This is a genomic window from Exiguobacterium marinum DSM 16307, from assembly GCF_000620845.1.
Taxonomy (GTDB): domain Bacteria; phylum Bacillota; class Bacilli; order Exiguobacteriales; family Exiguobacteriaceae; genus Exiguobacterium; species Exiguobacterium marinum.
Map to the genome: position 1 here is coordinate 2,314,828 of NZ_KK211189.1, position 24,806 is coordinate 2,339,633.

Here is a 24,806-nt window from a genome sequence, read left to right on the forward strand (position 1 = left end):
AATATCTTTTAAACATAAACTTAATTGAGGTGTATAGTTGACAGCTTTTTGTAGAATTCATCCTATTCTAATAAAAATGCCGTCGCTTTTTTCGATCTTCTCAACATCTTCTCTGCTCTTTTTACCTTCTGGCAAGATTTTCAGAAGTTCAGTTTGTACATAAATTATTTCCTGCTCAGATAAAACTTTTGGCTTTTCAATCTCTAGATTCGCTCCTTTTAAAAAAGCCAACATTTCACTTCCTTTCAAATATCCAAATAACTTCAAGGTATAGATACTATCTTCTTCAAATTCAGCATAATGCACCGCGAACAATTCCCGGTCAGAATACATCTGATTTCACACCTTTCTTTAGACTTCTGTTCGATATTTTATATTCGATTATAAATGCAGTAGTCCTTCTCTTTTGTAAATAGATTATGTTATTTAAAGGATTTGTTCATAATTTCCGGCAAATAACTCAATACCGCTGTCGACAAGGTACCGATACACTTGTGATTTCAGTGATAATTAGTCCCACTCGTGCAATATAGCAATAGATGACTAGTGTCCATAAAACAGACATCGAATTATTAATCATCTCATCTGTGAAGACAGCAACAATGATTACAAAAAAGACGATATCTTTATGGATGCCGCCCTCAAACATGACATCTCTATTTAGTATTTTATGGTTGGCTGCGGTGAGAAGCCCTGTCATATAATCTATGATGACGAGTAGTTTAATCGCCACATCCCATCCCGCTAATCGAGAGATGACGACGGCTCCTTATGTTGTTTGTTGTGTACGCATGATGCGCCTCCTTTTCGGAGTCGTGAAAGATTGTATCCTCTATGTGATCCCCTCATAATAATCATTAATGAATAAACTTTGATGTATGGCCAGTCCATATTAGGAGGAGATGTTTTAATGAAATTTAATAAAGCAAACTTACACAGACTCGATAATGATATCTCGAATAATATTTTAGAATCGGCAGTTCAAATGATACCTATCGTTGGTGGTCCCATAGCAACACTGGTCTTCGGGAGTCTTCGCGACATTCAAGCTAGACGCCTAGAGGATTTCCTTCATCAAATTTCAGCAGAAATCAATCAAGTAAAAATCCAATTTGTTGATTTTTCTCTTCATGATGAAGATAAATTAGCCGCGCTGTTAGAAGACCTCTTTGAAAAAGTTAGTAAAGAACCTCTTAAAGAAAAGCTACATTTTTTTAAATTATACTTTTTCAACATGTTACTTACTCCAACAGATACAAATTATGATGAAAGAAGATATTTTTTGCAGTGTCTTGAAAACATGAATCTAATGGATTGTAGAGCCGTGCTTCATTTAAATGAATTCAAAGAACCAGTAAGTTCATATGATTTGAACATTGATGGAATATCACAATATAAACTCACTGGTTCATTAAACCGTTTGAAACATTACGGTTTTGTGACTACATCTTCAAAAGGAATGACTTTCGGCACAACTAATAAAGAATTAGATGGAGATGTTGAAGTCAACTCATACGGTAAAGACTTCATCGATTTTTGTTTAACCGAATCAAAAAAAGCATCTGCAACATGACACTTATTTAATAAGATGACTAGCCTCTGGATGAAAAAATACCATTTAGCTACGTGAAGTTAAATTTGTTCTTCAATCAGCAATTTTTTGTAAGTCATCGTCTCGTCAAACTCTTGCGTCGTGATGTACGTCAGTTCAAGCGCTAAGAATGTCCGTGTCCGAATAGTTCTCTCCGGCGTACTTCTTGACGTGTGAAACGTACTCTTGACGGATTTCAGGGAAACGGCGTGTTCCGTCCTTATAGATTGCTTTTGCGTAGGCGATTACGAGCGATTGATAAAAAGGAAATTAAAGTGATCGGCAAGTTGGTGGCCGTTATGTCGCCGCCGGACTTTAAGTTTTGAGCACTATTATAAAAAGTAATGATTCTAGAAAATTTAAATATTAAGCAGAGTCAAAAAGTGTTGGATGCCCTCTATAATGGGTTTCCAATATTTTTTGACTTCGATTTAATGAATTGAACAATCTTGAGCACAATCCACATTGTATTAACCTATTTGTTGAACAATACGCAAATGTGAACATTTTATTTGGTATTATAGCTCTTAGAGAGGTTCCACTCTATTTCATAATATAGTGCTGCATATTCTACTTCATTGGGGGAAAAATAATGAACAGAGATGGAAAAGTTATTTCGTTTATAAATATGAAAGGCGGAGTTGGAAAAACAACATTATGTATCGAACTAGCCGATCAAATATCTAATAGACAAAAATCAGATGGATCAAACTATAAGATATTATTAATTGATATTGATCCACAGGCTAATTTAACTCAAGCTATAAATGAACATTTTTATCCTGCCGATGAGGATATTCCTACGAAATCTATTGAACTTCTTTTTAATAAAAAGCCAATGGGATTCAAGCCAGAAGATATAATTGTAAGTCTACCTAACGAAAACTTGGATTTGATTCCAGGTGAGTTGGAAACAGTATTTTTAGAGAGAGCAAGTGGAAATTCAACTAGTCAAAAACTAATGGATTTTATTCTGGATTACAAAATAAAAGAATCATACGATTTAATAATTGTAGATTGCCCACCTACATACTCAATTTATACCGAGATGGCTTTTTTCGTTAGTGACTACTATTTTATACCGGTAATTCCTGATAAATATTCATTGTTAGGTGTGGATTTGCTAGAACGTGTAGTTTCCGACATTATTTTAAACAATAAAAACTCCATATTTAAGGAAAAGGTACCACAAAATATCGGAGTAATTTTTACCAGAGTGAATGTGAAAGAAAAGCCAAAACAAGAAAATTACATGAATGCTCTTAAGTCATCTCCTCTTGCTAAAGCAAAGAATCTATACATTTTCCCTGAGCATTTTAAAGAATCTAATAAATTGTCTACATTTGAACTTGGAAAGTTAGTATCTGACACTGAAGATCAACGTTTACAAAAAATGATGGACAACATATGCGATGATTTTTTAGCAAGAATTGATAGCTTTAACAATCCTACATTGGAAGGAGACGATTAAAGTGAATAATTATCTCGATAAGAAGATACAAAAACTTTCTACTGACAAAGATGAAATTCAATTAAAAATGGATTTATACAGTACAATGATCCCTTTTTTATTATCTACTGATAATTTTAGTAGGAATAATGAAATCAAAGATTTTACTAACCGATTAAAACTAAAAGAAGAAATGAAAGATTACTTATTTGCGAGTAGAACTCAAGTAGCAGGTCGTATAGTTAGGGAAATAGAAGATTTTAATGAAATTCAATTAAAAGAAAACATTCAAATCTTTAAAGCTTATAATAATTCCAAGATAAATAATATAAGTGAGCAGTCTAATCGAAATGTTTCAAGGAAAAATAAGAATAAAGCAGAAGAAAAAATACTTAAAATGATGGATAAATACAGTAGAAATAAGGATAGTATAGATGAATAGAGATCGACGAATTCGAAAAGATTTTGAAAGTTACCAGAATTTTTTGAATGAATATTTTCCGAAATTCAATTCAATAGAAGAAGATTTATATGACTTTTATTCGTATGTAAATAACACATTTGTTTTATGTGATTTACTTATCGAACATAATAAAGTTGATAAAAGTAACAACTACTTTAACCTTATTATTGAGTATAGAGAGTTTTATGCGCGGTTACTAACGACAGTTGCAATAAACGATAAATTTTTGATTGAAAACATTTTGAGGATAATAATCGAAAAAATTTACAGGATTCTTTTTGGAATATTAAAAGACAAAAAAATTGAACGAACTATTCGTAAAGAATCTCGTGAAAAAATGAAAAAAATATTGGAAGGAACTATTGAAATCAGTAGATTCGAGTCGTTAAATAATTTATATAACGACTATTCTCAAAAGGTTCATCATACAGATTCTGTTCCTACTGACTATTATGATCTTACTAAACGCTTAGAATATAAGGAACATTCTTTGAGAGAATTTATTAAAAGCATGGAAAAAATAGAGAAGATTTTTTTACATGAAGTTTTTTTAGTTTTGTCGCCTGATAGTGAAAAAGAAGAAACTTCATATAGAATGAAAATTCGAAACAATACTTCTGATTATATAATTAACACTCTAAATCTGAACTAATTCTGAAACAGCAACATCTACTATTCAGTAAATTTCTACAAACCCGTCTGACTTTCTCTGCATATATTCTGATAGAGTACTCATGATTACAAAAAAGCAGACCGTAATAAGAAAGATGAAATTAATCTAAATCACTTAAATAAAAGCAAACAAAAACCACCTTTTAATGGGTGGTTTTTGTGCATCAATAGTTGCATATTTAATTTTACTTTAAAAAATTTTATTTTTACCCATTTCCTATTATTTTAAACTGTTGACTTTATCCACAGAAATAATCTATATTTAAGGTGCTCATATACCAAGTTGTATAAGGAGACACCGCTCATCGAATATCGAAGGGCGGCCTTTTTTTTGTGAATTTAAAAAGGTGATTTCTTAAATTTAACATAATCTTTGTCAAACTGTTTAGCTGAGTCAACGTAAAATACAGGATATGCTGCAACAAGTATATAATTATCACTTTTTGAGTTAAAACGTAAAATGATAATGTAATCAATGTCAAGCTCATGATCTACAAAACGAATGAACTCTCTGGTCTCCCATTTGTTACTTCTTTTATTTTTTATTTTTTTCTTAAATTGCATAACCCTTGGATCACCAGTATTACAAAGTGATAGAATAGCTTCTGTAAAATTTATTCTATGGGCTCTGTAAGTACATAACTTCCTTTCTCCTAATCCTCCTTTTAAATCTACTTTAAAGGCCTCAGTATCACAGTTTGTGGGACATATTCTTTTTGATTCACATCTTGTACAAGGTAACACTTTAAATGTTTCACCTAGTCCAAGCGAGACCAAATGCCAAAATTCACTTTCTCTTCCTAGTATTAAATGTTCGTGTCTTAAAATGACTTTTTTCCCGTTAAAAATTAATCCTTTACTTTTTAAACTCCGAAAATATTCGTATATGCGGTCAAAATTTTGATGAAAATCAGTGCTTGAGACAGGAATAATTTCAAAATTACTCATTCCTTTACCACCGTTCCTCTCGGAGTCCAAACAAAACGATTAAATTTCTTCTCCCTAATCGATGTTGTTGTGATTAAAGAAGTAGAAATATAACTTTCGATATATGAGATGAGTTCTTGTTTAGCATCGCTAGTTTTCATTTTTCTAGATTTGTAACTACACGCGCCTATAAATAAATCGCACAACTGCAAAAGTTCACTTTCGTTCGACCTAATTTGTACCATATCCTTGATTTTATATGTGGAAGTAAAATAACGTGGATTATTTTTAATAATTTTATTTAATGTATTTAATTTTTCTCCGCCATGAGTATCCTTAATATCCAGAAAAAATCTATATTCATGTTTATCTTCCATTAAATTATTTAATAACAAATAATACATTTTATAAAACCAAGTATCATGATCGCTATCATTAAATTTTTCATGATCTAATTCTTTTTTTCCATTAGCAATTACAACCCTTAGATATAAATCCTCGTGTTGAAAAAAATAATCCACTAATTCCTTATACATTTCAATCTTACTTGGAGAAACTTTCACCCATTTAATTTCCGACCACGATGAGACTCCATGCTTAGACTTTATAGAACGAATATTAGAATAGTGCAGAGTTTTATTATCCTCTTGACATTGAATTGCTCCTAAAACCATTGAGTCAAACCCATCATTTTGAATATGACAGCTTTCATCACAGAAAACTAATTTCATAAGAAAACCCTCTCATTTAGATAATCATAATCCTAGTCTATATATTAAAATTAATTATTTTTACGTCATTAATTATTTATTATCGTTTATTAATAAAACAAGGGTACTACAAATTTATGATTAGTACAATTTAAGTTATCGATTACATTTAATAACCATTTTCCAATATATTTTTCCCTTAATATAACATATATCATTTATACCTAATTCTTGAAAACTAAATTCAAATGAGTAGTAAATTTTATATAATATTTTAAAGGAGGTTTCGGGATGAGTGAAAAACGAATAGGACTCTATATTAGAGTTTCGACAGAAGAACAAGCTGTTGAAGGCTACTCTATTTCAGGTCAGCGTGAACGCTTAAAAGCATTTTGTGTCGCACAGAGTTAGGAAACGATTAAATTTTATGTGGATGAAGGGATCTCTGGACGTTCCACAGAGCGCCTAGCACTAAAGAAAATGATGAAAGACATCGAGGATGGGTTAATTGATGTACTACTAGTGTATCGACTTGATCGACTTACTAGAAGTGTTCGTGATTTACACGACATTTTGGATTTCCTTGAGAAACACAACTGTCAATTCCGTTCAGCAACAGAAGTCTATGATACCTCGACAGCTATGGGCAGAATGTTCATTACCATCGTAGCTGCTATAGCCGAATGGGAATCCGCGAACTTAGGTGAGCGAGTAAGACTCGGGCAGATTGAAAAAGCAAGACAAGGTGAATGGTCCGCTCCCGCTCCGTATGGCTTCAGAAAGAACAATCAAAAACGCCTGGAAGTAAATCCAGACGAGATTGAGGTCGTAAAACTAAAAGCACATAAGGTTAAAGAGTGTAACAGCTTCCATCAACTATTGATGTATATGTAAAATATGTCCTTCAAGCTGCGAAAATCATATAATTGGCAGATTTCATCTCTCCTAGACTATTTCATAAACATAATTCATTATGGTGGCTATAAAATTGAACGATGAAGTCTAAAAGGTGCTTAAGAACGAACTTTGACCAAAGGAGATTTTGTGCAGCTACAAAACATCAACTTCAGGGAAAAACAAATTGTAAAACCGTACAAATTAAAAAGCAGACATCACGATGCCTGCTCTCTACTCCTCATCCATTCATATATCCCCGCTGCTTCATACTGATATAATGGTCCTCCCCGATGATGACATGGTCGAGACAGGCGATGCCGACGATATTGCCCGCTTCGACCAACCGTTCAGACACCTCGATGTCTTCCCGACTCGGGGTCGCGTCCCCGCTCGGATGATTGTGAACGGCGATAAAGCACGCCGCCGACAACTTGAGCGCCTCGCGGAACACATCGCGCGGGTGCACGATGGACGAGTTGAGCCCACCGACGAACAACGTCTTCCTCGCGATGAGCTGATTTTTTGTGTTCAAATACAGACAGACGAAATGTTCTTGATTCAACAGTCTCAATTCATCCCGCAACAACTCATACGCGTCTTGCGGTGAACGAATCGTCGGCATACTCACTTTCGGTTCCTCGACGTACCGAATCCCAATCGTAAACGCGGCCAGGAGTTGCTCCGCTTTCTTCTTCGTCATCCCTTCGATTTTGCACAAATCGTGGACGGACGCTTGCGATAACGCCCGTAACGTCGGGTACACGTCTGAGATGCGGCGTGCCGTCTCCATCGGATCAGGTCCCCGTCCCCCGATTTGAAGCAATCTGGCGATGGCGGTCTCTACACTACGATCAAGCACCATGGTCATTCCTTCACCTACTTTCAAGTTCACAGGAAGCGAGGCGTCACCCCATGCCGTTCGAGCGTCTTGACGAGCGGATGGATCGGTAAGCCGACGACATTATAAAAATCCCCTTCGATTCCTTCGACGAAGAGACCACCCGACCCTTGGATGCCATACGCGCCAGCCTTATCGTAGGGCTCTGTCGAATCCAGATAATCTTCTAGCCATGTTTCAGGAATCTCGGCGAACGTCACATGCGTCGTCGTGACGAATAAATCTTGAGTCGCACCGATGATGCTCACACCCGTCAGCACTTCATGGGTCGAACCGGATAATCGTTCAAGCATCCGTTTCGCATCCTCCCGGTCTGTCGGTTTCTCTAAAATGACGCCATTCAAAACGACGACCGTATCTGCACCGATGACGATGGCATCCCGGTGATGCCTCGCCACATCCATCGCTTTCTCTCGAGCGAGACGAGCTACATAATCATCCGGTGTCTCCCGACCGTCCGTCCCTTCCGTCACGGTTGATGGGATGACCTCATGTTCGATTCCTGCTTTCGTCAATAGCTCGGTGCGTCGTGGTGACATCGACGCGAGAATGACACGCTTCTGTGTTGAATTCATTGTATCGACTCCTTCTCTTCTTCTAAAACGGGGTTCCTTCCCGTTTCATTCTTCTCTGTTGATTGTAGGCAACGTGCCTCTTGAACACAATCATCCGTGGCGAAAAAAACGTCCCCTCAATTGAGAAGGGACGTGGCGACTCATGGTGTCGTATAGTCGTATACCGGGATATCCTTTTGCTCGAACGCCGGTTCCGGAATGTAGCGATCTGGAACGAGCTGATCGAGGTCCGGACGATAGAAGGCATCGAGCTCGACTGTAAACTCGAGCGACTGCACTTCTTCAATCGTATTCGGTCCCGTCTCAGCGGGTCCGGTGAATTGGACCGTCCGCAACACGTGAATCCGATTCATCGACTCGATTGACTCGAGGAACGAGACGAGCGCTTCATACGTCTCTGCTTGCAGGTTGACCGTCGAACGGACCGTAGATGCGTTGACCGGGGCAACATCCGTCGGTTCAGCCGGTTCGTTCGTCGCACTCACATCAGCCGGATTGAACGGCTCGACCGTTTCTGGTACTTCTGACTCGGCTACCACGCCATCCGCGAATGCGATGCTCGTCACGTTGACACCCGCAAGAAGACTTGCCTGTGACAACGCTTCGACGACCGTGTCGAGAGCAGGCATCGTCGGAACGCGTGTCTGAAGCGTCTGAGAGTCCGCTACGTCAACGGCCTTCCCTTCTTGACGCAACAACTCCAGTTTTGTCTGCTCGAGCGAGAGGTCGCGTTCAAGCGCTTCGACCTCACCTTGTTTGACGTAATACGTATATCCGAAGTAAGCCGGTGCGATGATTGCGACGAGGAGGCAAATCGCAAATAACGCATAGATTGTCGAACGTTTCATTGACTCACCACCTCCTCATTCGTGTCCTCTTCTTCCGTCAATTCTTCCTCTACGTCCTCGAACATGAACGTGAACTCGCCGATATAGCGTGGGAGCGGGTCCTCTTCGAGCGAGTTCGGTTCTTCTACATCTACATCCGCTTTCAACTCCGTCGTCACACCGAGGAGATTGACGTCGAGGAAGCGCTCGTCGGTCATGAGCGAGCGTTGGAATTCATTTAAATTCTCTAACGTCTCGAACTGAGTCCGTACGCTCATGATGGAACCGTCTGCGTAGTTATACGTCAAGACGTAACCCGTCGGCGGCAATTGTTCGGTCAACGCGCGCAGTGCCGGCACCGCGTCCTTCTCCATGTCGGTCAACGCCGTCACGGTTTGGTCGAGCGAGACCACTTGCTGCGCTTTCGAATTCACCTGTTCGGTTTGATAAATTTGAACGAGCTGTAACTCTTCTTCGATTCGCATCTGTTCTGCTTCCAACTGGTCAACCTCATAGTACAAGTACCCGGCCGCCCCACCTCCGAGAAGAAGCGCGACGAGTCCCGTCACGATCGGCCAGCGGAGCGTCACATCGGTCGAGTTGATGAAGTTCGTATCCCGATCCCTCTGAAGCGTCGCCATCCCGAGGAGTGGGAGCATTTGATGCGATAACGGTGTCGCATGCACGATGGCGAGCGGTTGCTCGATACGCGTCACTGAGACGAGTGACTCTGACTGAATCATACGGACGAGGTCATCTACCTCAGGGACGGTACCGGAAACGTATAATTCATCGATGGCCCGTCCATCTGTCCGTAGCGAATAACGATAGAAGTCGAGGAAACGGGCGAGTTCGTTCAGCCAGTCATCCAGTTGATTCGCCTTCATCTCGCCTGAACCATCATATGTATACGTCACGACCCCGTCTTTCGTCCCTACCTGATACGGAAGATCCAATTCAATGGAACGAATGAAACGAATTTGTCCTTCTTCGAGCACGAGCAACTGATGCGAAAATGGCGTGATATGCCAAAGAAGCGTCGACTGGAACGGGTCGATCTCCGACAAGCGCATGACCCCGTTGGCGACCGCGACGGAACGTGGTGTGATCTTCTTCAAGGCGAGACCACGTTTTTTCATATAAGAACGGAGCGACTTCGTCAATTCAATAGAGACGGCATGTAACATGACGTCCGTCTTGACCCCATCTTCTCCTAACACTTCATAGTCGAACGACACGTCATCGAACGGCAAGATGATCGAGCTCCCGATTTCCATGAAGAGATAACCGCGAATCTCGTCCTTCGGAATCGAGGAAGGAATCTCGACTTTCCGTGACAACACCTCGGTCTCGTCTAACGCGACCGCACACGTCATCCCGCGTCGTACTTTCAACTTGCGACAGAGTTCATCGAAGGCGAGCGTGAACGCCGTCTCATCGAGAATCTTTCCTTCTCCGTATGTATCTTTTGCTAACTGAACCGAGGCGCTTCGTTTGAACACCCCTTGTTTGATAACGGCCCCGTGAATGCTGAGCGCATCAAACGAAAAATACGCGACCGTCCCTTTCTCTATCCCACGACTCATGATCGTTTCCCCCTACATCAACTCAAAATACCAATCAAAAAAGCTTTCACTAAACCAAAACGTCAACATCGTCCCGAGCGCGATAGATGGCACGAACGGAATCGGCTGTTTTCGTCCAATTTTCTTTGTCATCATCAATCCAATACCGACGACCGCACCAATCAAGCTCGATAGAAATAAGGCGACGAGCACGTCACGCGGACCGAGCACAAGACCGATCATAGTAAACAATTTGACGTCGCCTGCCCCAAGTCCCCCTTTTGACAAGAAAAAGACGGTCGCAAGGAGCGAAAATCCGAGGAGCGCTCCCGCAAGTGGTGTCCACCAGGATGCTCCAGTAATGTATGTAAGGACGAGTAGCACCGGTGCTGTGAATCGCAAAATAACGTTCGGCACGAGCATTGTCGATAAATCAGACACCGCCAGCGCCAGGAGCGTCGACAAGAAAGCGAACGCGAGAAGCGTCGTCACACTGAATCCGTAGAGTGAAAAGCTATAGCCATATCCGATGGCTCCGAGCAGTTCAAATATTGGATACGTCGGCGCGATCCGCTCGCCACACCCGTGACATCTGCCTCGAAGGGCAACATAGCCGAAAATCGGGATGAGTTCCCACGGTGACAATTCGTGACCGCAAGACGGACAATGTGACCGCGGCGTCACGATCGATTGCTGGCGTGGCACGCGGAGCCCGACGACGTTCGTGAACGACGTGATGACCGCCCCAAGGACGATGCTATATAGGAATCCAATCAATTCAATCAAGGAAGGATCCTCCTTTTGTCAGTATATGCCAAAAATAGAAAACCGGCTAGGCTGAGCGAGTGCCCAGCGCCAGCCGGAGTAAAATTATTCTATTTCATCTTTTGATAAATTGTTTTCAAGAATGGCTGTGGCCTTTGTATTTCCACCAATTACTTTCTTACCATCTAAAAATACACGGTATTCATACTGACCAGCACTTTGAGATACAAACACTATTGCATCATCGTATGCAGCACCCGAATTCAATGGATCTTTTAAATCACTCACATAAGAAGACATATCAACATTTGTTGAACTTTCAGCTAACGGAGTAAACTCGAGTACAGCTTCACTATCTATTGGATTCGAAGCAGTATACAACTTCGCCGCACTCACCATTTGCCTCGCATCAGCAACCATTGCATCTTTCTTCGAGTTCTCAATGATCCCACCAATCGCAACGACTGCGATGGCTGCGATAATCCCTAAAATAACGACGACGACGAGTAACTCGACGAGTGTGAGTCCACGCTCATCTTTTAACTGTTTGGCATCTTGCCAAATCATTTTCAACTTTTCTACCATGATTCATTCTCCCCTTTTGTGTAATGTGCTGTGAATAAACTAGATGAATTACTAAAGACCTAATATAGAAGTAGAACAATTTTACTATACCTTCAAAATATAGTATTGAAAAGGTATATTTTCAAAAGCCTGCATATTCTTTCTACTGATTCTGTATATCCCCATAAATTTGGAACATCGGGACGACAATCGAGATGACGATGACTCCGACGACACTTGCCAATACAACGATCAGAAGCGGTTCGATGATGGACTTCAATCGGTCGGTTGTCGTCTCGACCTCGGTCTCATAAAACTCCGCCACTTCGTTCAACATCGAATCTAAATCCCCACTCTCTTCCCCGACCGCAATCATCTGGGTCATAAGTGCCGGAAAGTTCGAGTTACGCATAAGCGGTTCATGGAGCGGCACCCCTTGCGCCATCATGTCACGAGCCTCCATCAGTCCTTTTCGGATGACGCGGTTTGATACGATGCGCTCGGTGATTTCAATCGCCGTCAAAATCGGGACGGCCGCCTGTAAGAGAACAGCTAAACTTCGTGTCAATAACGCAATCTGAGACTTCATCACGATCGTCCCGAAAATCGGCATCTTTAGTAGCAACCCATCGATAACGAACCGTTCCCGATCCCGCTTCAACATCCAAGTGAAGGTGAGGACTCCGAGAATCGCGAGTCCGAGCAACAGCCACCAGTAGGCAGCGATGAAGTCAGAGACCGCGACGACGATTTTTGTAATAAGCGGTAGCTCACCACCGAGTTGACCGAAGATACTCGCGAACGTCGGGACGACGTTCACCATTAAAAAGGCGACCACACCGATGGCGACAATCGAGACGACCAACGGATAGGTGAGAGCGGAGATGACTTTCCGCTTTATATCATATTGCTTTTGGAGTTGAAGCCCGATTTGATCGAGCGCTTCCTCTAAGTTACCGCTCGTCTCCCCGGCGAGTGCCATCGAACTAAAGAAGTTCGAGAAGACGCGCGGATGTTTTTGAATCGCGACGGAATAGGCAATCCCTTCTTTTAAATCATCCTCGATTTGACTAAGTGCTTTCTTCAACACTTTCGATTCAGTCTGTACCCGTAAAATCGAGGTCGCCCGAACGATTGGGACACCTGCCCGGATGAGCGTCGCAAACTGTCGAACGTACATGATCAGGTGTTCAATCTTCACACGTTCCGGAAGTAAATTCACTTCCATATTCAGTCCGGTCGACTCGAGCTCGGATAGGTCTGTCACGAGAATCGATTCTTGACGCAATTTATCTTTCGCCTCCCGAAGTGAGACGGCCGTGATGCGCCCTTTCTTGCGTTTCCCGTTCAATAGTTTCCCTTCATACTGGAATATCGCCATCACTCATCACCTCATCTCTTCTGTCGGGACGGCGTTTGGATTGATGATTCCTTGCCGTACCAATTGCTCGATGGCAGCATCCATCGATTGCATCCCATTTTGGCGACTCGTCTGGATGACGGTCGGCAATTGGAATTCTTTTTCATTTCGAATCAAATTGGCGACAGCCGGATTCCCTAACATGATTTCCATGGCGGCGACACGGCCTTTAGGCACATCGATCCGAGGAAATAACCGCTGACTGACGACCCCGAGAAGGACGTTGGCGAGTTGCGTCCGGATTTGGTCTTGTTGCTCAGCTGGGAACGCATCGATGATTCGGCTCACGGTCGACATCGCACTCGATGTATGGAGCGTCGCCATGACGAGGTGACCCGTCTCTGCCGCCGTCATCGCCGTCGAGATCGTCTCTAAGTCACGCATCTCCCCGAGCAAAATGACGTCCGGATCTTGACGTAAAGCAGCCCGCAACCCGCTCACGAACTTCATGACATCGGAGCCGATCTCCCGTTGGTCGACGATGCTTTGGTCATGGGAATGCAAATATTCGATCGGATCTTCTAACGTGATGATCCGTTTTCGCTGCGTCCGGTTGATCTCATGAATCATCGCCGCAAGCGTCGTTGATTTTCCTGAACCGGTCGGACCCGTCACAAGGATGAGACCGTGCGGCTTTTCAATCAAGCGCTTCAACACCGTCGGAAGGTTCAGCTCATTCAATGTCGGGATTTCCCCGGAAATGGAACGGAATGCGATGGCAATCGTACCCCGTTGATAGTAAGCATTGACTCGAAAACGCGAAACACGTGGAACACCGAACGAGAAGTCAAGATCCCGGTCTCGCTCTAAACGTTCCCGCATGTCCTCCGTCATAATTTCTTTTAAATATCCTTCGAGATGATGAGGCAATACCTTCTCCTCGCCCATCGTGATGAGACTCCCATCTACTCGAATGATCGGAGGTGAGCCTGCCGTCAGATGAATGTCTGAGGCACGTTTCTCGACCGCATTCGTCAAGATGACTTCAATCGATTGATTAATCATAAGCATTCTCCGTAATGACCGTTCGTAATATTTCTTCTGTCGTCGTCAAACCGGCGGCGACTTTTTCTAATCCATCTGCAAGCAGGAACGTTGCGCCTTGCGACTTGGCGTAATCGACCATCTCGGACTCGGTCGCTTGGTTCATAATCATCCGACGCAAACCTTCATCAATCGGAATGACTTCATGAATGGCAAGACGACCCCGATAACCCGTGAAGTTACATGAGGTGCATCCTTTTCCACGAACGACTTGTTCGATGTGAACCCTTTCCGCTTCAAACAGGCTCTGTTCACTTTTCGAGACTGGTTCGGCATGCCCACAGTCACGACAGACGCGTCGAACGAGACGTTGCGCGACGAGCCCGGTCGTCGAAGCGGCGACAAGAAATGGCTCGACGCCCATATCGACGAGACGCGTGATGGAACTGATTGCTGAATTCGTATGTAACGTTGATAAGACGAGGTGACCGGTGAGCGAGGCACGAATGGCAATCTCAGCCGTCTCGGTGTCACGTATCTCCCCGACCATGACGATGTTCGGGTCTTGTCGCAAAATTGAGCGAAGACCTGACGCAAACGTCAACCCGACTTTTGAATTGACCTGGACCTGGTTGATGCCATCAAGTTGGTATTCGACCGGGTCTTCAACCGTGATGATGTTCTTCGTCTCATCATTCAATTCTTTCAACGATGCGTATAGTGTCGAGGACTTCCCTGAACCGGTCGGACCGGTAATCAGGATAATGCCATTCGGACGTTTCAACATGTCGCGGTACGACTGTTCGTTTCGTTCACCGAATCCGAGTTTCGTCAAATCGGTCAGTCCTTGTGATGAATCAAGGACCCGAATAACAATCTTTTCCCCATACATCGTCGGGAGCGTCGACACCCGGAAGTCATAGGCCCGGTTGCGCAACGTATACTTGATCCGACCATCTTGCGGCAGACGACTCTCCGTAATGTCAAGGTTACTCATGACTTTGAGACGCGTCAGCATGACGCTTTGAATTTTCTTCGGGTAGACCGTTTCTGTCCGTAAGTCCCCGTCAATCCGAAAACGCACATGAAGTTGTTTCTCGTGCGGATCAAAATGAATATCCGATGCACGTTGATCGATCGCACTTAAGAACAGTTGGTTCACAAGTCGGATAATCGGGGCATCATCTCGACTAGCAGTCTCTTGCCGCTCGATTTCTGGAGCATCCTCTTTCAAAATTTCGATGAGCGAATGGTCCATCTCGTAGTAGCGACTGATCGTCTTTCGAATTTGCTCTCTTGTCGCAATCCCAATCTCGATGTTCATGCCGGTCTGTAACCGGACGTCATCGATCGCAATGAGATCAAGTGGATCAGCTGTCACGACATGAAGCGTATTTCCATTCACCTCAAATGGCATGATGTCATGCTTTTGCGCCAACGCTTTCGGCACGAGTTTCGTGACCGTCACGTTGATATCATAGGAATACAATTCAATAATCGGAACTTGCAACTGTTCATGAACCATTTGAATCAACTGCGTTTCCGTAATATGGTTCAGTCGAATCAGTGCGTCTCCTAGCTTTTCTCCGGGACGCTTTTGTTCGAGTGCCTCATCGAGCTGACTTGTCGTAATGAGTCCCGCCTCAATCAGCATCTCGCCTAATCTACGTTTCGTTCGTCTCACGTTACTTCACCATCCTTTGAGGAGCCTCCTCTTGCTTGTCTTTGTCTTCACGTTCTTCGATAAAGACACTCACAGCTACCCCTCCAATCAATGCAACAACAAGAATGAGCCATGCCCACCACGTTTGTACGAACGCTTCTTGTACCATCAAATAGATGCCACCAGACATGAGGGCCGTCCATAGACTGATGACGAGCTTCGTTTCACGCTTGCGCATCATCGGGACGGACAAGGCGAACAACGTCAGTGTGGCGAGTACCCAAAATCCAAGTAAAATCAAATAGCCAATCATCCGACAGCTTCCTCCTCTGTAGGGACCTCTTCCAATACGGGTGGTTCTGCCTCAAACGGATTTCCGTTCGAATCCTCTGTGAACGGATCTTCTTCATTCTCATCCGGGAATGTCGGAATCACCGGTTCGACCGGGTCAGGTAGCGGGAGTGGAACTGAGCTCTTCGTCACGATTTCCGGTGTCGGGGCATAAAAGTCAAACCCGAGCAATTCCATTTTTTCCCCTTCTTCTGTCACTGTGACACGGTAGAGCTTACCTGATTGTCCATCTTGACCAGACTGCGTGACAGATGAACTGCCAGACGGGAGCGACGATGAGAAACGGACGACTTTTTGATGCGGGACCGTCTTCACTTCCTCCACCCTTGCCTCAAAGGCAGCTTCAAACGGCTGACCTAATAACTGAACTGTCACCGTGCCTCCTTCATTTAAGACTAGGATTGCGTAAGATGAATCCTCACGATTTTGGACTGCAAAGTTCGAACGATCGTCCACTTTCGTGTCATAACCTAGCTCCACACCAGGCGGAAGCGTTTCATGCGGGACCCGTTCAAGAATCGCAAACGGTGTCGCGGCGAACATTCGATAGAGCGAAGAGCCGAGCGTCGTGAGGGCTTCATAGTCTTCCCCGAACGATTTGAGACTAAAGATATCCCCGGCGGCCATCTCGAATCCGTTCATCCGATCGAGTGCCGACTGCATCGCCGGTGTCGGGCTCACGGTGAATGAGGCGACGACTTCACTTTCAGCCGCGACTTGCTCTAACGTCACAGTTGATTCAAGCATAGATGCAGCTTCCATCAATGTCGGTACAATCATCGTCATCGTCACAGGTTGCCCTTCAAGATAAGGTTCGACCTTTGCTTCGTCAACAGACGTTAAAAGTGGATAAGCGCCCGTGTCCTCGATGGAGTCAAGCGTATTCGATACATCGAACGTCACGATTTCTTTCCCAATCTCCATGATCGTTCCATCCACCAAATTGACCGAAAATGGCAACGTATTAAAATCTTTGATCGCATTGTCAAGACGAACGTTCGCTTCTTCCTTCGTCATCCCTGACACGTCGATGCCTGCGACCGTCGTCTCGATATATGTAGCACTCGACTCAGCAGACGCGTCTAAATAATTGACGAGTCCGATCGTCGGCAATGTCACGAGTACGACGAGTCCAATCAAAATGACTAGATGCATCCCATACCGCTTCATGTAAAATTCCCCCCGTGTCTGATCCGACTTCTATTCTATGTATCCGTTTAGCGTATAACTTTAGTATAATATGTATTGTACAAAAAATAACATTTAATTCAGTATTTCATACGTTATTTACCGAATGTTTTACTTTTTTTGAATAGGAGGTCAATGTCTTGTCGCATTCCGAAAAAGGTTTTACGCTCGTAGAAGTACTCGTCTCCATCGTCGTTCTATCAATTGTCTCATTTTCTCTACTTACCATTTTTAGTCAAAGCTTGAAGACGACCCACGATAGTCTCAATCAAACGATTGCGAACCAAGTGGCGCAAAACACACTACATACGTTGAATCGGCGAGCGGCTTCCGTCGATCAACCGCTCGAGCTACGTCAATTATTGAATCGGGACGGCATCAGCCTCACATGCGACTTCTGCGAAGATACGCGGATTCATGGGGATACGTACGTCGCAACGATTCAATCGCTATCCACCGCACCCGGACACACGATCGAGGTCGAAATCTCGGTGACGACCGACCGATTACAAACACCCGTCACCTTGAAAGGAGTCATATCGAATGCGACATTGCGCGAACCGTTCCCTGAAACGGCTGTCCCGACAACTGACTGAGATGAAGAAACGAGAAGACGGCTTCACACTCGTCGAGTTGCTCGTCACCGTCGTCGTCGCTTCGATCTTAAGCGGAGTCATCATTACGGCTTTCATCACGGGCACGCTCGGTTTTCAAATGACGAACGAAACGAGCGAACTCCGCAGTGAGGCGGATTATTTGATCGCCTCGGTCCTCTCCGACGTGAACCGGACCGAATTCGATGCCGTGACGGAAGTGGGCGGCACGTTCCAATTTTATCGGTTATCTGCACCAGGCATCTCAGAGGCCGGAATGATTTACCGGGAGGCGGGATACGTTCCGACCGATTTGGTGCTCTCAGAGGACTCGTTCACCCCATCCAATCCGCAAATCACAGTTGAACGGTTGACGATTCAATTGAAAGATCCGGTATTCGATCCCCGACGCCCCACATATATGACGGGAGGTCTGATTGAAATCGAGATGGATTTGACCCAGACGAACGATTCCGATTCAGTGACCACATTTGAAAGCTCAATCCCATTTTAAGAAAGGAGGCATCCCGATGCAAAAACGTGAAGACGGATACGTCCTCGTGCTCGTCCTCGTGACGATGGCGGCTCTCGCCGTCTTGTCGCTCGCTGCTATGCAAGTGAATTTATCGACGAACAAACTGACAGTCATCCGGACGGAAGATACCCAATTGAATGAAGATGCGAAAAGCGCGCTCCGTCTCATCGCCGACGAGGTCCGGACCCAGTTCCCGCTCCACGGTGAAGCGGAAGTCCCTATCCATATGGAGTCCGAAACTGCATTCAATAACAAGATACAGTCTCTCATTATCAATGACGAACCGTTTACAGCTTTGACGACAGATAGCGAGGTCCGCTACTCGATCGAACTGAAGAAAGATGCGACAAATACAGCCATTCAGACGGCGCCGTTCACGACAATTTTACAAGTGAACGTGACGGCATCCCGACAAGTGAACCCGGAACAGCCCGTGCTCGCGGTCGAATACACGCAAGATCTATATTTGACGGCGCTCCCGTCCTTTTTATACTACGTCCTCGGGTCCGACCAACAGTTAAACGTGAATGGTATGCCGACGGTTCAAGGAAATATCTATTCAGGCGGTCCGCTTTCCTTCATGCGTAAGGCTAACTTTCAATTAGATGGCGTGGCCAAGCAAATCGATAATGTGGATACAAGCCGGCTTCATTTAGACGGTCGAATTGATTTGTTGCAGTTGAACGACTGCTTAAGTTGTCAACAAGAAAACTATTTCACGGCAGGTACGGAACAGGCTGGTGAAAAAGCAGACGTTGGGGTGTCCCCAAGTCGCTTCTCCCCGTTCCAATATGACTATTCGATCATTGAATTTTTGAATCGTCGACTTGACACGCCCCTCACCTTCACGAACAACGTCAACTCGAAAATCTTTGAAGAAGGGCTGATTGCCTCGACGAATCGAGTTTTCGAGCTCGAACGGGTATTGTCGGAAGACGGCTCTTCAATCATCGAACGACCGACTTCATATTTACGGGCGGATGCCTATAACGCTTTAACGGATCCGACCATTTTGACATTGCCTACTACCATTTCTGATCGTGCCATGTATGTCACCGAGTCCATTACCGAATCGAACGCCCCGCTCCTATTCGATGGAGATGTCGTGATTGAATCACTTAACAAACTGACGATTGCGCGCCCATTGATCGTGCGGGGAAATTTGACCATTAAAGGCAATGTGTCATTCAGTTCAACTGTCTACACGCTCGGCGACACCTTCATCGACCGTGCCAATATCCTTCCAATCGATGCAGAGAAAGGGAACTCCCTCATCCTCTTGTCAAAAGGAAAGATCTTATTGAACCGAATCAACGAATTCGATGATACACCGACGACGCTTCAGGCGTTCATGTATAGTGATTCGAACGAACCAACTTACGTCTATGCGGTCGGATCAATCCTAGAAGTCAACGGAGGACTTTACAGTAAGGGCCCACTTGAGGTGAACGTCTTCCGCGGAACGTTCGGAGGCGGGAACGGCTTAAGCCCAGCTGAGAACTTCAACCTCCAAGTTCCGGCTCATGCGCCCGATCAGTCCCGCTTAAAACTGACCTATAACGATTCCGTGTTTAATCAACTCGAAACATTACCGGTCACGAATCAACTCCAGTTTTTCGTCAGCCATCCTGTTCAATTAAAATAAGCTCAAAAAAATCGGCTTCCTCTCGATATGAGAAGAAGCCGATTTTTTAGTTCTCCATCTTTAAGATGAGGTCTGAATTGTAGTCTTTGGCCGTCTGTTCCATGGCATTGGTCCACTTCGCACCGTTGTCGAGCAGCAGTCGAGTCAACTCGACCTGGTTATGACGGACCGGCTGCAATAACACCGATTCGTCATCTTGAATCGGATAGCCCTGATCGAGGAGATGTTTGACTGCCTCAAGATTCAACGAGTCGACAGCAATCCTGAGAAGTCGCTCATCCTCGACATAACGTATGGCGAGCTCCCATTGCTCGGGACTGCCGTTCGCGCTGAACAAAGGCGTGATGATCGGCATCCCTTCCACTTCTTCAAACGGGTCGAGCCCTTGCTCGAAATACGCTTCAATCACGTCCATCGGTGCAGTAGTCACCGCCGTCGCAAACTGCTCGGATGTCGGAAGGATTTTTTTATCCTTCAGAATGAGTCGGACGGCCTCCCATTCCTCCCGTGTTTGTAAATCAGTCAACTCTTCTTTTGAAACTGAAGAACGTTGGTTTACTTCTTTTATTAAAGCATCACCAGACAATTGTGAGAGCTCCGGTTGGGATTGGCTCCAATAAAGAAGTCCTCCCAATCCACAAACGAGAAGCAATCCGGTGATTCCAATCATCATTCGCTTGCGATTCATCATTCGCCAACTTTCTGCCATTCACTTAATAACGGTCATCATCCTGTCCTGAGGCATTCGTTTGGATGATGCGTACATAAAAGGTATCTTTCACCGCTTCAAACGGTTTTCCTGCCGGGAGAGTTGTATATACTTCCACTTTGGCCACACCCGGTTTCACTGGAATCAACTCTTTTCCTGACGCACTGACTTGAACAAATTCTTCACCAGACACAATCTCCATCCGATAATCACGCCAAGTCGAGGTCGTCGGCCAGTACTCGAGGAGCGGTGGCCGTGGTGCCATTCCTTCACCGATATTAATCGTCATGTCTTTTGACATCAATTGGTTCGGATATTCGTTGACACGGACGATTGAAATGTTTGAACGAATGTTCCGTAAGGCATTGTCATTAAATGTTGTCTGAATCGGAATGTCCGTAACGATCCCGTTATTTCCATATCCATGATTGGCACGTAATTGGTATCCGGTCGCACTTTCGGTGACCGTCAAAGCCGACGGGGTGGTCCCGATTCGTTCAAGCGGGATGGTTACACTTGGTGATGAGGTCACTTGAATCGTCGCGACTTCATTCACTCGTTTTTCTTCGTCCACACTATCCCATACCCACAAGTCGAGTTGGCTCGGTGTTTGGCTCAAGGATGGTGCCGTGACATTGATTGTAAAGACAGTACTAGGTGCAGCGATATTTAACCCACTGAAAAAGTCACCGACGTCAACAGTCGCCTTGAATTGAGTCATACCTGGTTTTAATCCAACGATTTTCAAGTTGTTCCCGTCCTGTTCGAAGCGGACACTGTCACCGGATTCAACGACATAACGAACCGACTTGTACTGTGCCGTTTCCGGCATGACTTTTGGTGTCACGGTAGTCGCTTGACCGACATACAGTTCTTTTGACTGAACGGTAAGCTGTTCAGGCGGGCTGATGACCTTTACGTTCGACTCCGCTACGACACGTGGTTTCCCATCACCTGGATCAATCGTCAACCGTAACGTGGCAGTTCCTGTCTTCAGTCCGGTCACAATCGCATTGTTTCCTTGTGAAACAAGTTTGGCGACACCGTTCGCATCGATGATTTCCCATTTCAAGCTTTTCCATTTCGGGTTTGAATAAGGATCCCCTTTTGCATCGGTGATGGTCGGACTGACAATCTGTTGTGCACCAATTTGCAGTGTGACGTTCGGGATCTTCGCACCGTACGCATACGGTGCCCCAATATTGATCAATAAATCAGGGAACGAAGAGTGAACGATCTGCTCCTTATCCCAGTCGTTGTGCTTATCTAAATTATGACCTTGCTTCTTCGCATACTCAATCAATGTCGTCAACTGGTTATCCGCTTTTTTCAGTTGAATGAGCGAGGAAGAAGACTCGATGGCACGGACAACTACTTCAAACGTCACAGTCCGGTCACCACTCTCGTTCGGGAGAAATACGTTCGAGTTCCCGTGTCGCTCGTAATACAGATTCGGTTTTAACTCTAGATTGATTTCATTTAGATTCGTGACCGGATAGTCTGTTCCATTTCCATCACGAATCGCAACGATTTCAAGTTGTTTTGGCAACTTCTCTGTGAAGGTCGTCGAATCAATCCGCAGGAACTTGTCACCCTTTTGGTCTTTCGATCGATCAAATTGTTCTGGATATTGAACTTGGTATCGAATCGTTCCCGTCTCAAACAAGTTGATGGTCGAAGGATCAATCGAACGAGACACTTGAATCAAGTCCGATACATTCTCCGCACGTTTTACGTTAATCGTGAACGTATCAATCACTTTGGCATTCCGTTGATCGGACGTCTCGATTTTCACTTCAATCGGTCGGTTTGCGACAACGTCCGCTGCAGGAATCGTGAACTCTTTGACTTCATAGTTTCGCAATTCTTCAAATGCTACCGACTTTCCGTTGTATGTGATTGTTGAATTCAAAAATAAGTCTTGGAAGTCATAGTCACTCGGACGCCACATCAACTTGACATCTTTGCCAGCAGTCACTTCAACTACTCCAGCTTCTATGTCGGAAGAAGTGTATGAGTTCGTAGAATCGCTGACTGATTCGATCACATTATAAGGTTTGTGGTTCGCCCCGATAAAAGCGCGATACATCGTGTTGATAAAGATTTTTTTCTCATCTTGAACTGAAAACTGATTCGTGTGACCCGCGCCCGAATAGGTGAAGTTATTTTTCGTGTATGTGTAGTAATGGTTACTCGCATCTCCATATGACCGTTCCTTACTAGAATTATCCGAAGACAAGTTGTACCAAGGTGTAACTTCAGGGTCATTCAAATCAAGGGTGAAATATTGGTTGTGCGTTTTTGAGATCTTTTTAGGCTCATCATTCAAAGCATATGGATATGAAGTGAAAATTCCATCCTGCACTTTTTCAATCACCTGAGTAACTTGCGGTGCACCATAACCCATATTCGTATAGATTTTTTGTCCTGAAATATTCTTTGTGGAGTCTGAATTGATAAACTGACGTTCCCACTCTGAAGTGGCAGAGTTCCCACCACCGGAACGGAAAATTGTATCATGGGTCAACATGACTCCTTGTCCCGTTTCTGAGAACGTTTTTACTTTGGAAGTAGCCGCAACGTTCATGCTACCTTGTGTGTTATAAGAATCCTGAAAACCAAAAATCAACATATCATACGTATTATTATTCAAACCTTGATCGAACTTACCTAGTTGAAAATCACTGGTTGTTCCATTATTTAACGTGAATTGATATTGACCGTTACTGTCTGTCAGCATATTTGACAAGTAGTCAGAAATTTTTCCTTTACTCGCTGTTCCTGCAGTTAGTTGTAAGATGTTTGCTTCTACTTTTTGATCGATATAGAGGAACGTCCCCTTTTTATAATCTTTACGCCCGGTTACTGTATCTTTAGCAACAATCATCCAATTCTTCGGACCGGTATACGTAGGTCGAGATAATAGAAACTCGAGTTGATTCGTTGAATTTGCGACTACTTCTCTCACCTTATCTTCAGCATCAAAGCGATCGTTGTGATTAAAATCAATGTATAATTCTACAATCGTGCTTGAAGTTGGTGGGTTTACAAATTGATAGTTGAACTGAAACGGCTTTCGATCATTGTTTTTGATTTGTACCGTTTGATTCACAAGCGGTTGTTGATTATACGTCACGTCAACATTCGACAACAAGGGACGAATGCTCGATTGATTGACTAATTGATTGATCAGCGCCCCGTCCGTATCAAACTGTTTGACGTTGGCATACTCTTTGAATGCGGCTATTTTTTTTACATTTTCTCCACCGAGCAACAAATCTTTATGAAGGTATACCGGTAACCCTGTTTTTACGTAAAATTCTGTAATCTCATCGAACTTTAAATCTGTTAAATCATTTAAAATCGTCGTCGTATTATGTTCAGTATTACGATTCGATGTACTTTTTATTTTATTCACTTTATTAAGTGCTTCTTGATACTTTTCATTTTCACCAAGTGGGCTACTTGCCAATACAATCGCATCGTAAGCTCCATCCATCGGGAAACGAGTCGCATTGAATTGTTTAACCGTTAAAAAATCGATCTCTAACTTATTCAATGTATTCAAATCGTTTACTAATGTCTTTTTATACGAGTCAATCGCCGTTTCTAAAGCATCTTGAGTCAATACATTGCTTGCTGTATACGCATCTCTTAAATATAGTACTTTATATTTCGGTAATTCCTGCGCCTCTACAAACTTGCTTTGAGGGACGAACGAAAGTAGTAAAATGAAGATTATGGCAACATGCATGAGTTTACGCAATGTATAGTCCTCCCTATTTTTAGTCTTCACTACTAATTATCCCACCCA

Annotated in this window: 26 protein-coding genes; 9 read left to right on the forward strand and 17 right to left on the reverse strand. The window is 43.9% G+C overall.

Features of this window, described 5'->3' with window-relative positions:
• Nucleotides 1-57: 57 nt before the first annotated feature.
• Nucleotides 58-306 (reverse strand): hypothetical protein, encoded by a 249-nt coding sequence (locus P400_RS0112265; protein WP_152538891.1) that lies wholly within the window; start codon nucleotides 304-306, stop codon nucleotides 58-60.
• A 154-nt stretch (nucleotides 307-460) separates the two neighbouring features.
• Nucleotides 461-733, reverse strand: coding sequence for a phage holin family protein (locus P400_RS15915; protein WP_051545988.1), 273 nt, complete (start codon nucleotides 731-733; stop codon nucleotides 461-463).
• Nucleotides 734-910: 177 nt separating this feature from the next.
• Between P400_RS15915 and P400_RS0112275 the strand changes: the two genes are divergently transcribed.
• The 4 genes from P400_RS0112275 (at nucleotide 911) to P400_RS0112290 (ending at nucleotide 4,156) form a co-directional block, all read left to right on the forward strand.
• Nucleotides 911-1,573 (forward strand): hypothetical protein, encoded by a 663-nt coding sequence (locus P400_RS0112275; RefSeq protein WP_026826481.1) that lies wholly within the window; start codon nucleotides 911-913, stop codon nucleotides 1,571-1,573.
• Between the two features lie 610 nt (nucleotides 1,574-2,183).
• Entirely contained in the window at nucleotides 2,184-3,062 is an 879-nt protein-coding gene (locus P400_RS0112280; RefSeq protein WP_034771162.1) for a ParA family protein, read from the forward strand.
• A gap of 1 nt (nucleotide 3,063) precedes the next feature.
• Nucleotides 3,064-3,483 carry a hypothetical protein gene (locus P400_RS0112285; RefSeq protein ID WP_026826483.1) on the forward strand — a complete coding sequence of 140 codons (420 nt, stop codon included), beginning with the start codon at nucleotides 3,064-3,066 and terminating at the stop codon, nucleotides 3,481-3,483.
• Nucleotides 3,476-4,156 carry a hypothetical protein gene (locus P400_RS0112290; protein ID WP_026826484.1) on the forward strand — a complete coding sequence of 227 codons (681 nt, stop codon included), beginning with the start codon at nucleotides 3,476-3,478 and terminating at the stop codon, nucleotides 4,154-4,156. Before P400_RS0112285 ends, P400_RS0112290 begins: the two co-directional genes overlap by 8 nt.
• A gap of 359 nt (nucleotides 4,157-4,515) precedes the next feature.
• On the opposite strand, the gene P400_RS0112295 is transcribed toward P400_RS0112290, so the two are convergent.
• Both P400_RS0112295 and P400_RS0112300 read right to left on the reverse strand, forming a co-directional pair.
• The gene (locus tag P400_RS0112295) at nucleotides 4,516-5,124 is read right to left on the reverse strand and encodes a hypothetical protein (RefSeq protein ID WP_026826485.1); all 609 of its coding nucleotides are present in this window, start codon (nucleotides 5,122-5,124) and stop codon (nucleotides 4,516-4,518) included.
• Nucleotides 5,121-5,834, reverse strand: a complete 714-nt coding sequence (locus P400_RS0112300; protein WP_026826486.1) for a DUF3800 domain-containing protein — start codon at nucleotides 5,832-5,834, stop codon at nucleotides 5,121-5,123. Before P400_RS0112300 ends, P400_RS0112295 begins: the two co-directional genes overlap by 4 nt.
• 270 nt (nucleotides 5,835-6,104) lie before the next feature.
• On the opposite strand from P400_RS0112300, the gene P400_RS15815 reads away from it, so the two are divergent.
• The gene (locus tag P400_RS15815; protein ID WP_235181855.1) at nucleotides 6,105-6,224 is read left to right on the forward strand and encodes a recombinase family protein; all 120 of its coding nucleotides are present in this window, start codon (nucleotides 6,105-6,107) and stop codon (nucleotides 6,222-6,224) included.
• An 18-nt stretch (nucleotides 6,225-6,242) separates the two neighbouring features.
• On the forward strand, nucleotides 6,243-6,707 hold the full coding sequence (locus P400_RS15410) for a recombinase family protein (RefSeq protein WP_026826487.1): 465 nt from the start codon (nucleotides 6,243-6,245) through the stop codon (nucleotides 6,705-6,707).
• Between the two features lie 241 nt (nucleotides 6,708-6,948).
• Here P400_RS15410 and radC read toward each other — a convergent pair whose 3' ends face one another.
• From radC to P400_RS0112365, 11 genes are all read right to left on the reverse strand, one after another.
• The gene (gene radC, locus P400_RS0112315) at nucleotides 6,949-7,572 is read right to left on the reverse strand and encodes a RadC family protein (RefSeq protein WP_235181856.1); all 624 of its coding nucleotides are present in this window, start codon (nucleotides 7,570-7,572) and stop codon (nucleotides 6,949-6,951) included.
• 26 nt (nucleotides 7,573-7,598) lie between these two features.
• Nucleotides 7,599-8,183: a Maf family protein gene (locus P400_RS0112320; protein WP_026826489.1), complete on the reverse strand. Its 585-nt coding sequence runs from the start codon at nucleotides 8,181-8,183 to the stop codon at nucleotides 7,599-7,601.
• Nucleotides 8,184-8,323: 140 nt separating this feature from the next.
• Nucleotides 8,324-9,031, reverse strand: coding sequence for a hypothetical protein (locus P400_RS0112325; RefSeq protein WP_026826490.1), 708 nt, complete (start codon nucleotides 9,029-9,031; stop codon nucleotides 8,324-8,326).
• On the reverse strand, nucleotides 9,028-10,596 hold the full coding sequence (gene pilM, locus P400_RS0112330; RefSeq protein WP_026826491.1) for a pilus assembly protein PilM: 1,569 nt from the start codon (nucleotides 10,594-10,596) through the stop codon (nucleotides 9,028-9,030). The genes P400_RS0112325 and pilM overlap by 4 nt, the downstream gene beginning before the upstream one ends.
• 12 nt (nucleotides 10,597-10,608) lie before the next feature.
• Nucleotides 10,609-11,361, reverse strand: coding sequence for a prepilin peptidase (locus P400_RS0112335; protein ID WP_026826492.1), 753 nt, complete (start codon nucleotides 11,359-11,361; stop codon nucleotides 10,609-10,611).
• An 84-nt stretch (nucleotides 11,362-11,445) separates the two neighbouring features.
• The gene (locus P400_RS0112340; RefSeq protein WP_026826493.1) at nucleotides 11,446-11,925 is read right to left on the reverse strand and encodes a prepilin-type N-terminal cleavage/methylation domain-containing protein; all 480 of its coding nucleotides are present in this window, start codon (nucleotides 11,923-11,925) and stop codon (nucleotides 11,446-11,448) included.
• A gap of 142 nt (nucleotides 11,926-12,067) precedes the next feature.
• A complete protein-coding gene (locus P400_RS0112345; protein WP_026826494.1) occupies nucleotides 12,068-13,285 on the reverse strand; it encodes a type II secretion system F family protein in 1,218 nt (405 codons plus the stop codon).
• Nucleotides 13,286-13,291: 6 nt separating this feature from the next.
• A complete protein-coding gene (locus P400_RS0112350) occupies nucleotides 13,292-14,329 on the reverse strand; it encodes a type IV pilus twitching motility protein PilT (RefSeq protein ID WP_034771165.1) in 1,038 nt (345 codons plus the stop codon).
• A complete protein-coding gene (locus P400_RS0112355) occupies nucleotides 14,322-15,992 on the reverse strand; it encodes a GspE/PulE family protein (protein WP_026826496.1) in 1,671 nt (556 codons plus the stop codon). The genes P400_RS0112350 and P400_RS0112355 overlap by 8 nt, the downstream gene beginning before the upstream one ends.
• A 1-nt stretch (nucleotide 15,993) precedes the next feature.
• A complete protein-coding gene (locus tag P400_RS0112360; RefSeq protein WP_026826497.1) occupies nucleotides 15,994-16,284 on the reverse strand; it encodes a hypothetical protein in 291 nt (96 codons plus the stop codon).
• Nucleotides 16,281-17,492: a G5 domain-containing protein gene (locus tag P400_RS0112365; protein ID WP_026826498.1), complete on the reverse strand. Its 1,212-nt coding sequence runs from the start codon at nucleotides 17,490-17,492 to the stop codon at nucleotides 16,281-16,283. Before P400_RS0112365 ends, P400_RS0112360 begins: the two co-directional genes overlap by 4 nt.
• Before the next feature lie 158 nt (nucleotides 17,493-17,650).
• Here P400_RS0112365 and P400_RS0112370 point away from each other — a divergent pair, with 158 nt between their 5' ends.
• The 3 genes from P400_RS0112370 to P400_RS0112380 are packed head-to-tail and all read left to right on the forward strand — an operon-like array spanning nucleotide 17,651 to nucleotide 20,283.
• Complete coding sequence (locus P400_RS0112370; protein WP_026826499.1) at nucleotides 17,651-18,106, forward strand: type IV pilus modification PilV family protein; 456 nt, start codon at nucleotides 17,651-17,653, stop codon at nucleotides 18,104-18,106.
• The gene (locus tag P400_RS0112375; protein ID WP_235181857.1) at nucleotides 18,054-18,617 is read left to right on the forward strand and encodes a prepilin-type N-terminal cleavage/methylation domain-containing protein; all 564 of its coding nucleotides are present in this window, start codon (nucleotides 18,054-18,056) and stop codon (nucleotides 18,615-18,617) included. The genes P400_RS0112370 and P400_RS0112375 overlap by 53 nt, the downstream gene beginning before the upstream one ends.
• Before the next feature lie 16 nt (nucleotides 18,618-18,633).
• Nucleotides 18,634-20,283, forward strand: a complete 1,650-nt coding sequence (locus P400_RS0112380; RefSeq protein ID WP_026826501.1) for a hypothetical protein — start codon at nucleotides 18,634-18,636, stop codon at nucleotides 20,281-20,283.
• A 46-nt stretch (nucleotides 20,284-20,329) separates the two neighbouring features.
• Here the strand turns inward: P400_RS0112380 and P400_RS0112385 are convergent, their stop codons facing one another.
• Together P400_RS0112385 and P400_RS0112390 are read right to left on the reverse strand one after the other, a co-directional pair.
• Nucleotides 20,330-20,974, reverse strand: coding sequence for a hypothetical protein (locus tag P400_RS0112385; RefSeq protein WP_026826502.1), 645 nt, complete (start codon nucleotides 20,972-20,974; stop codon nucleotides 20,330-20,332).
• 22 nt (nucleotides 20,975-20,996) lie between these two features.
• Entirely contained in the window at nucleotides 20,997-24,758 is a 3,762-nt protein-coding gene (locus P400_RS0112390) for a DUF5057 domain-containing protein (protein ID WP_026826503.1), read from the reverse strand.
• Between the last annotated feature and the right edge of the window lie 48 nt (nucleotides 24,759-24,806).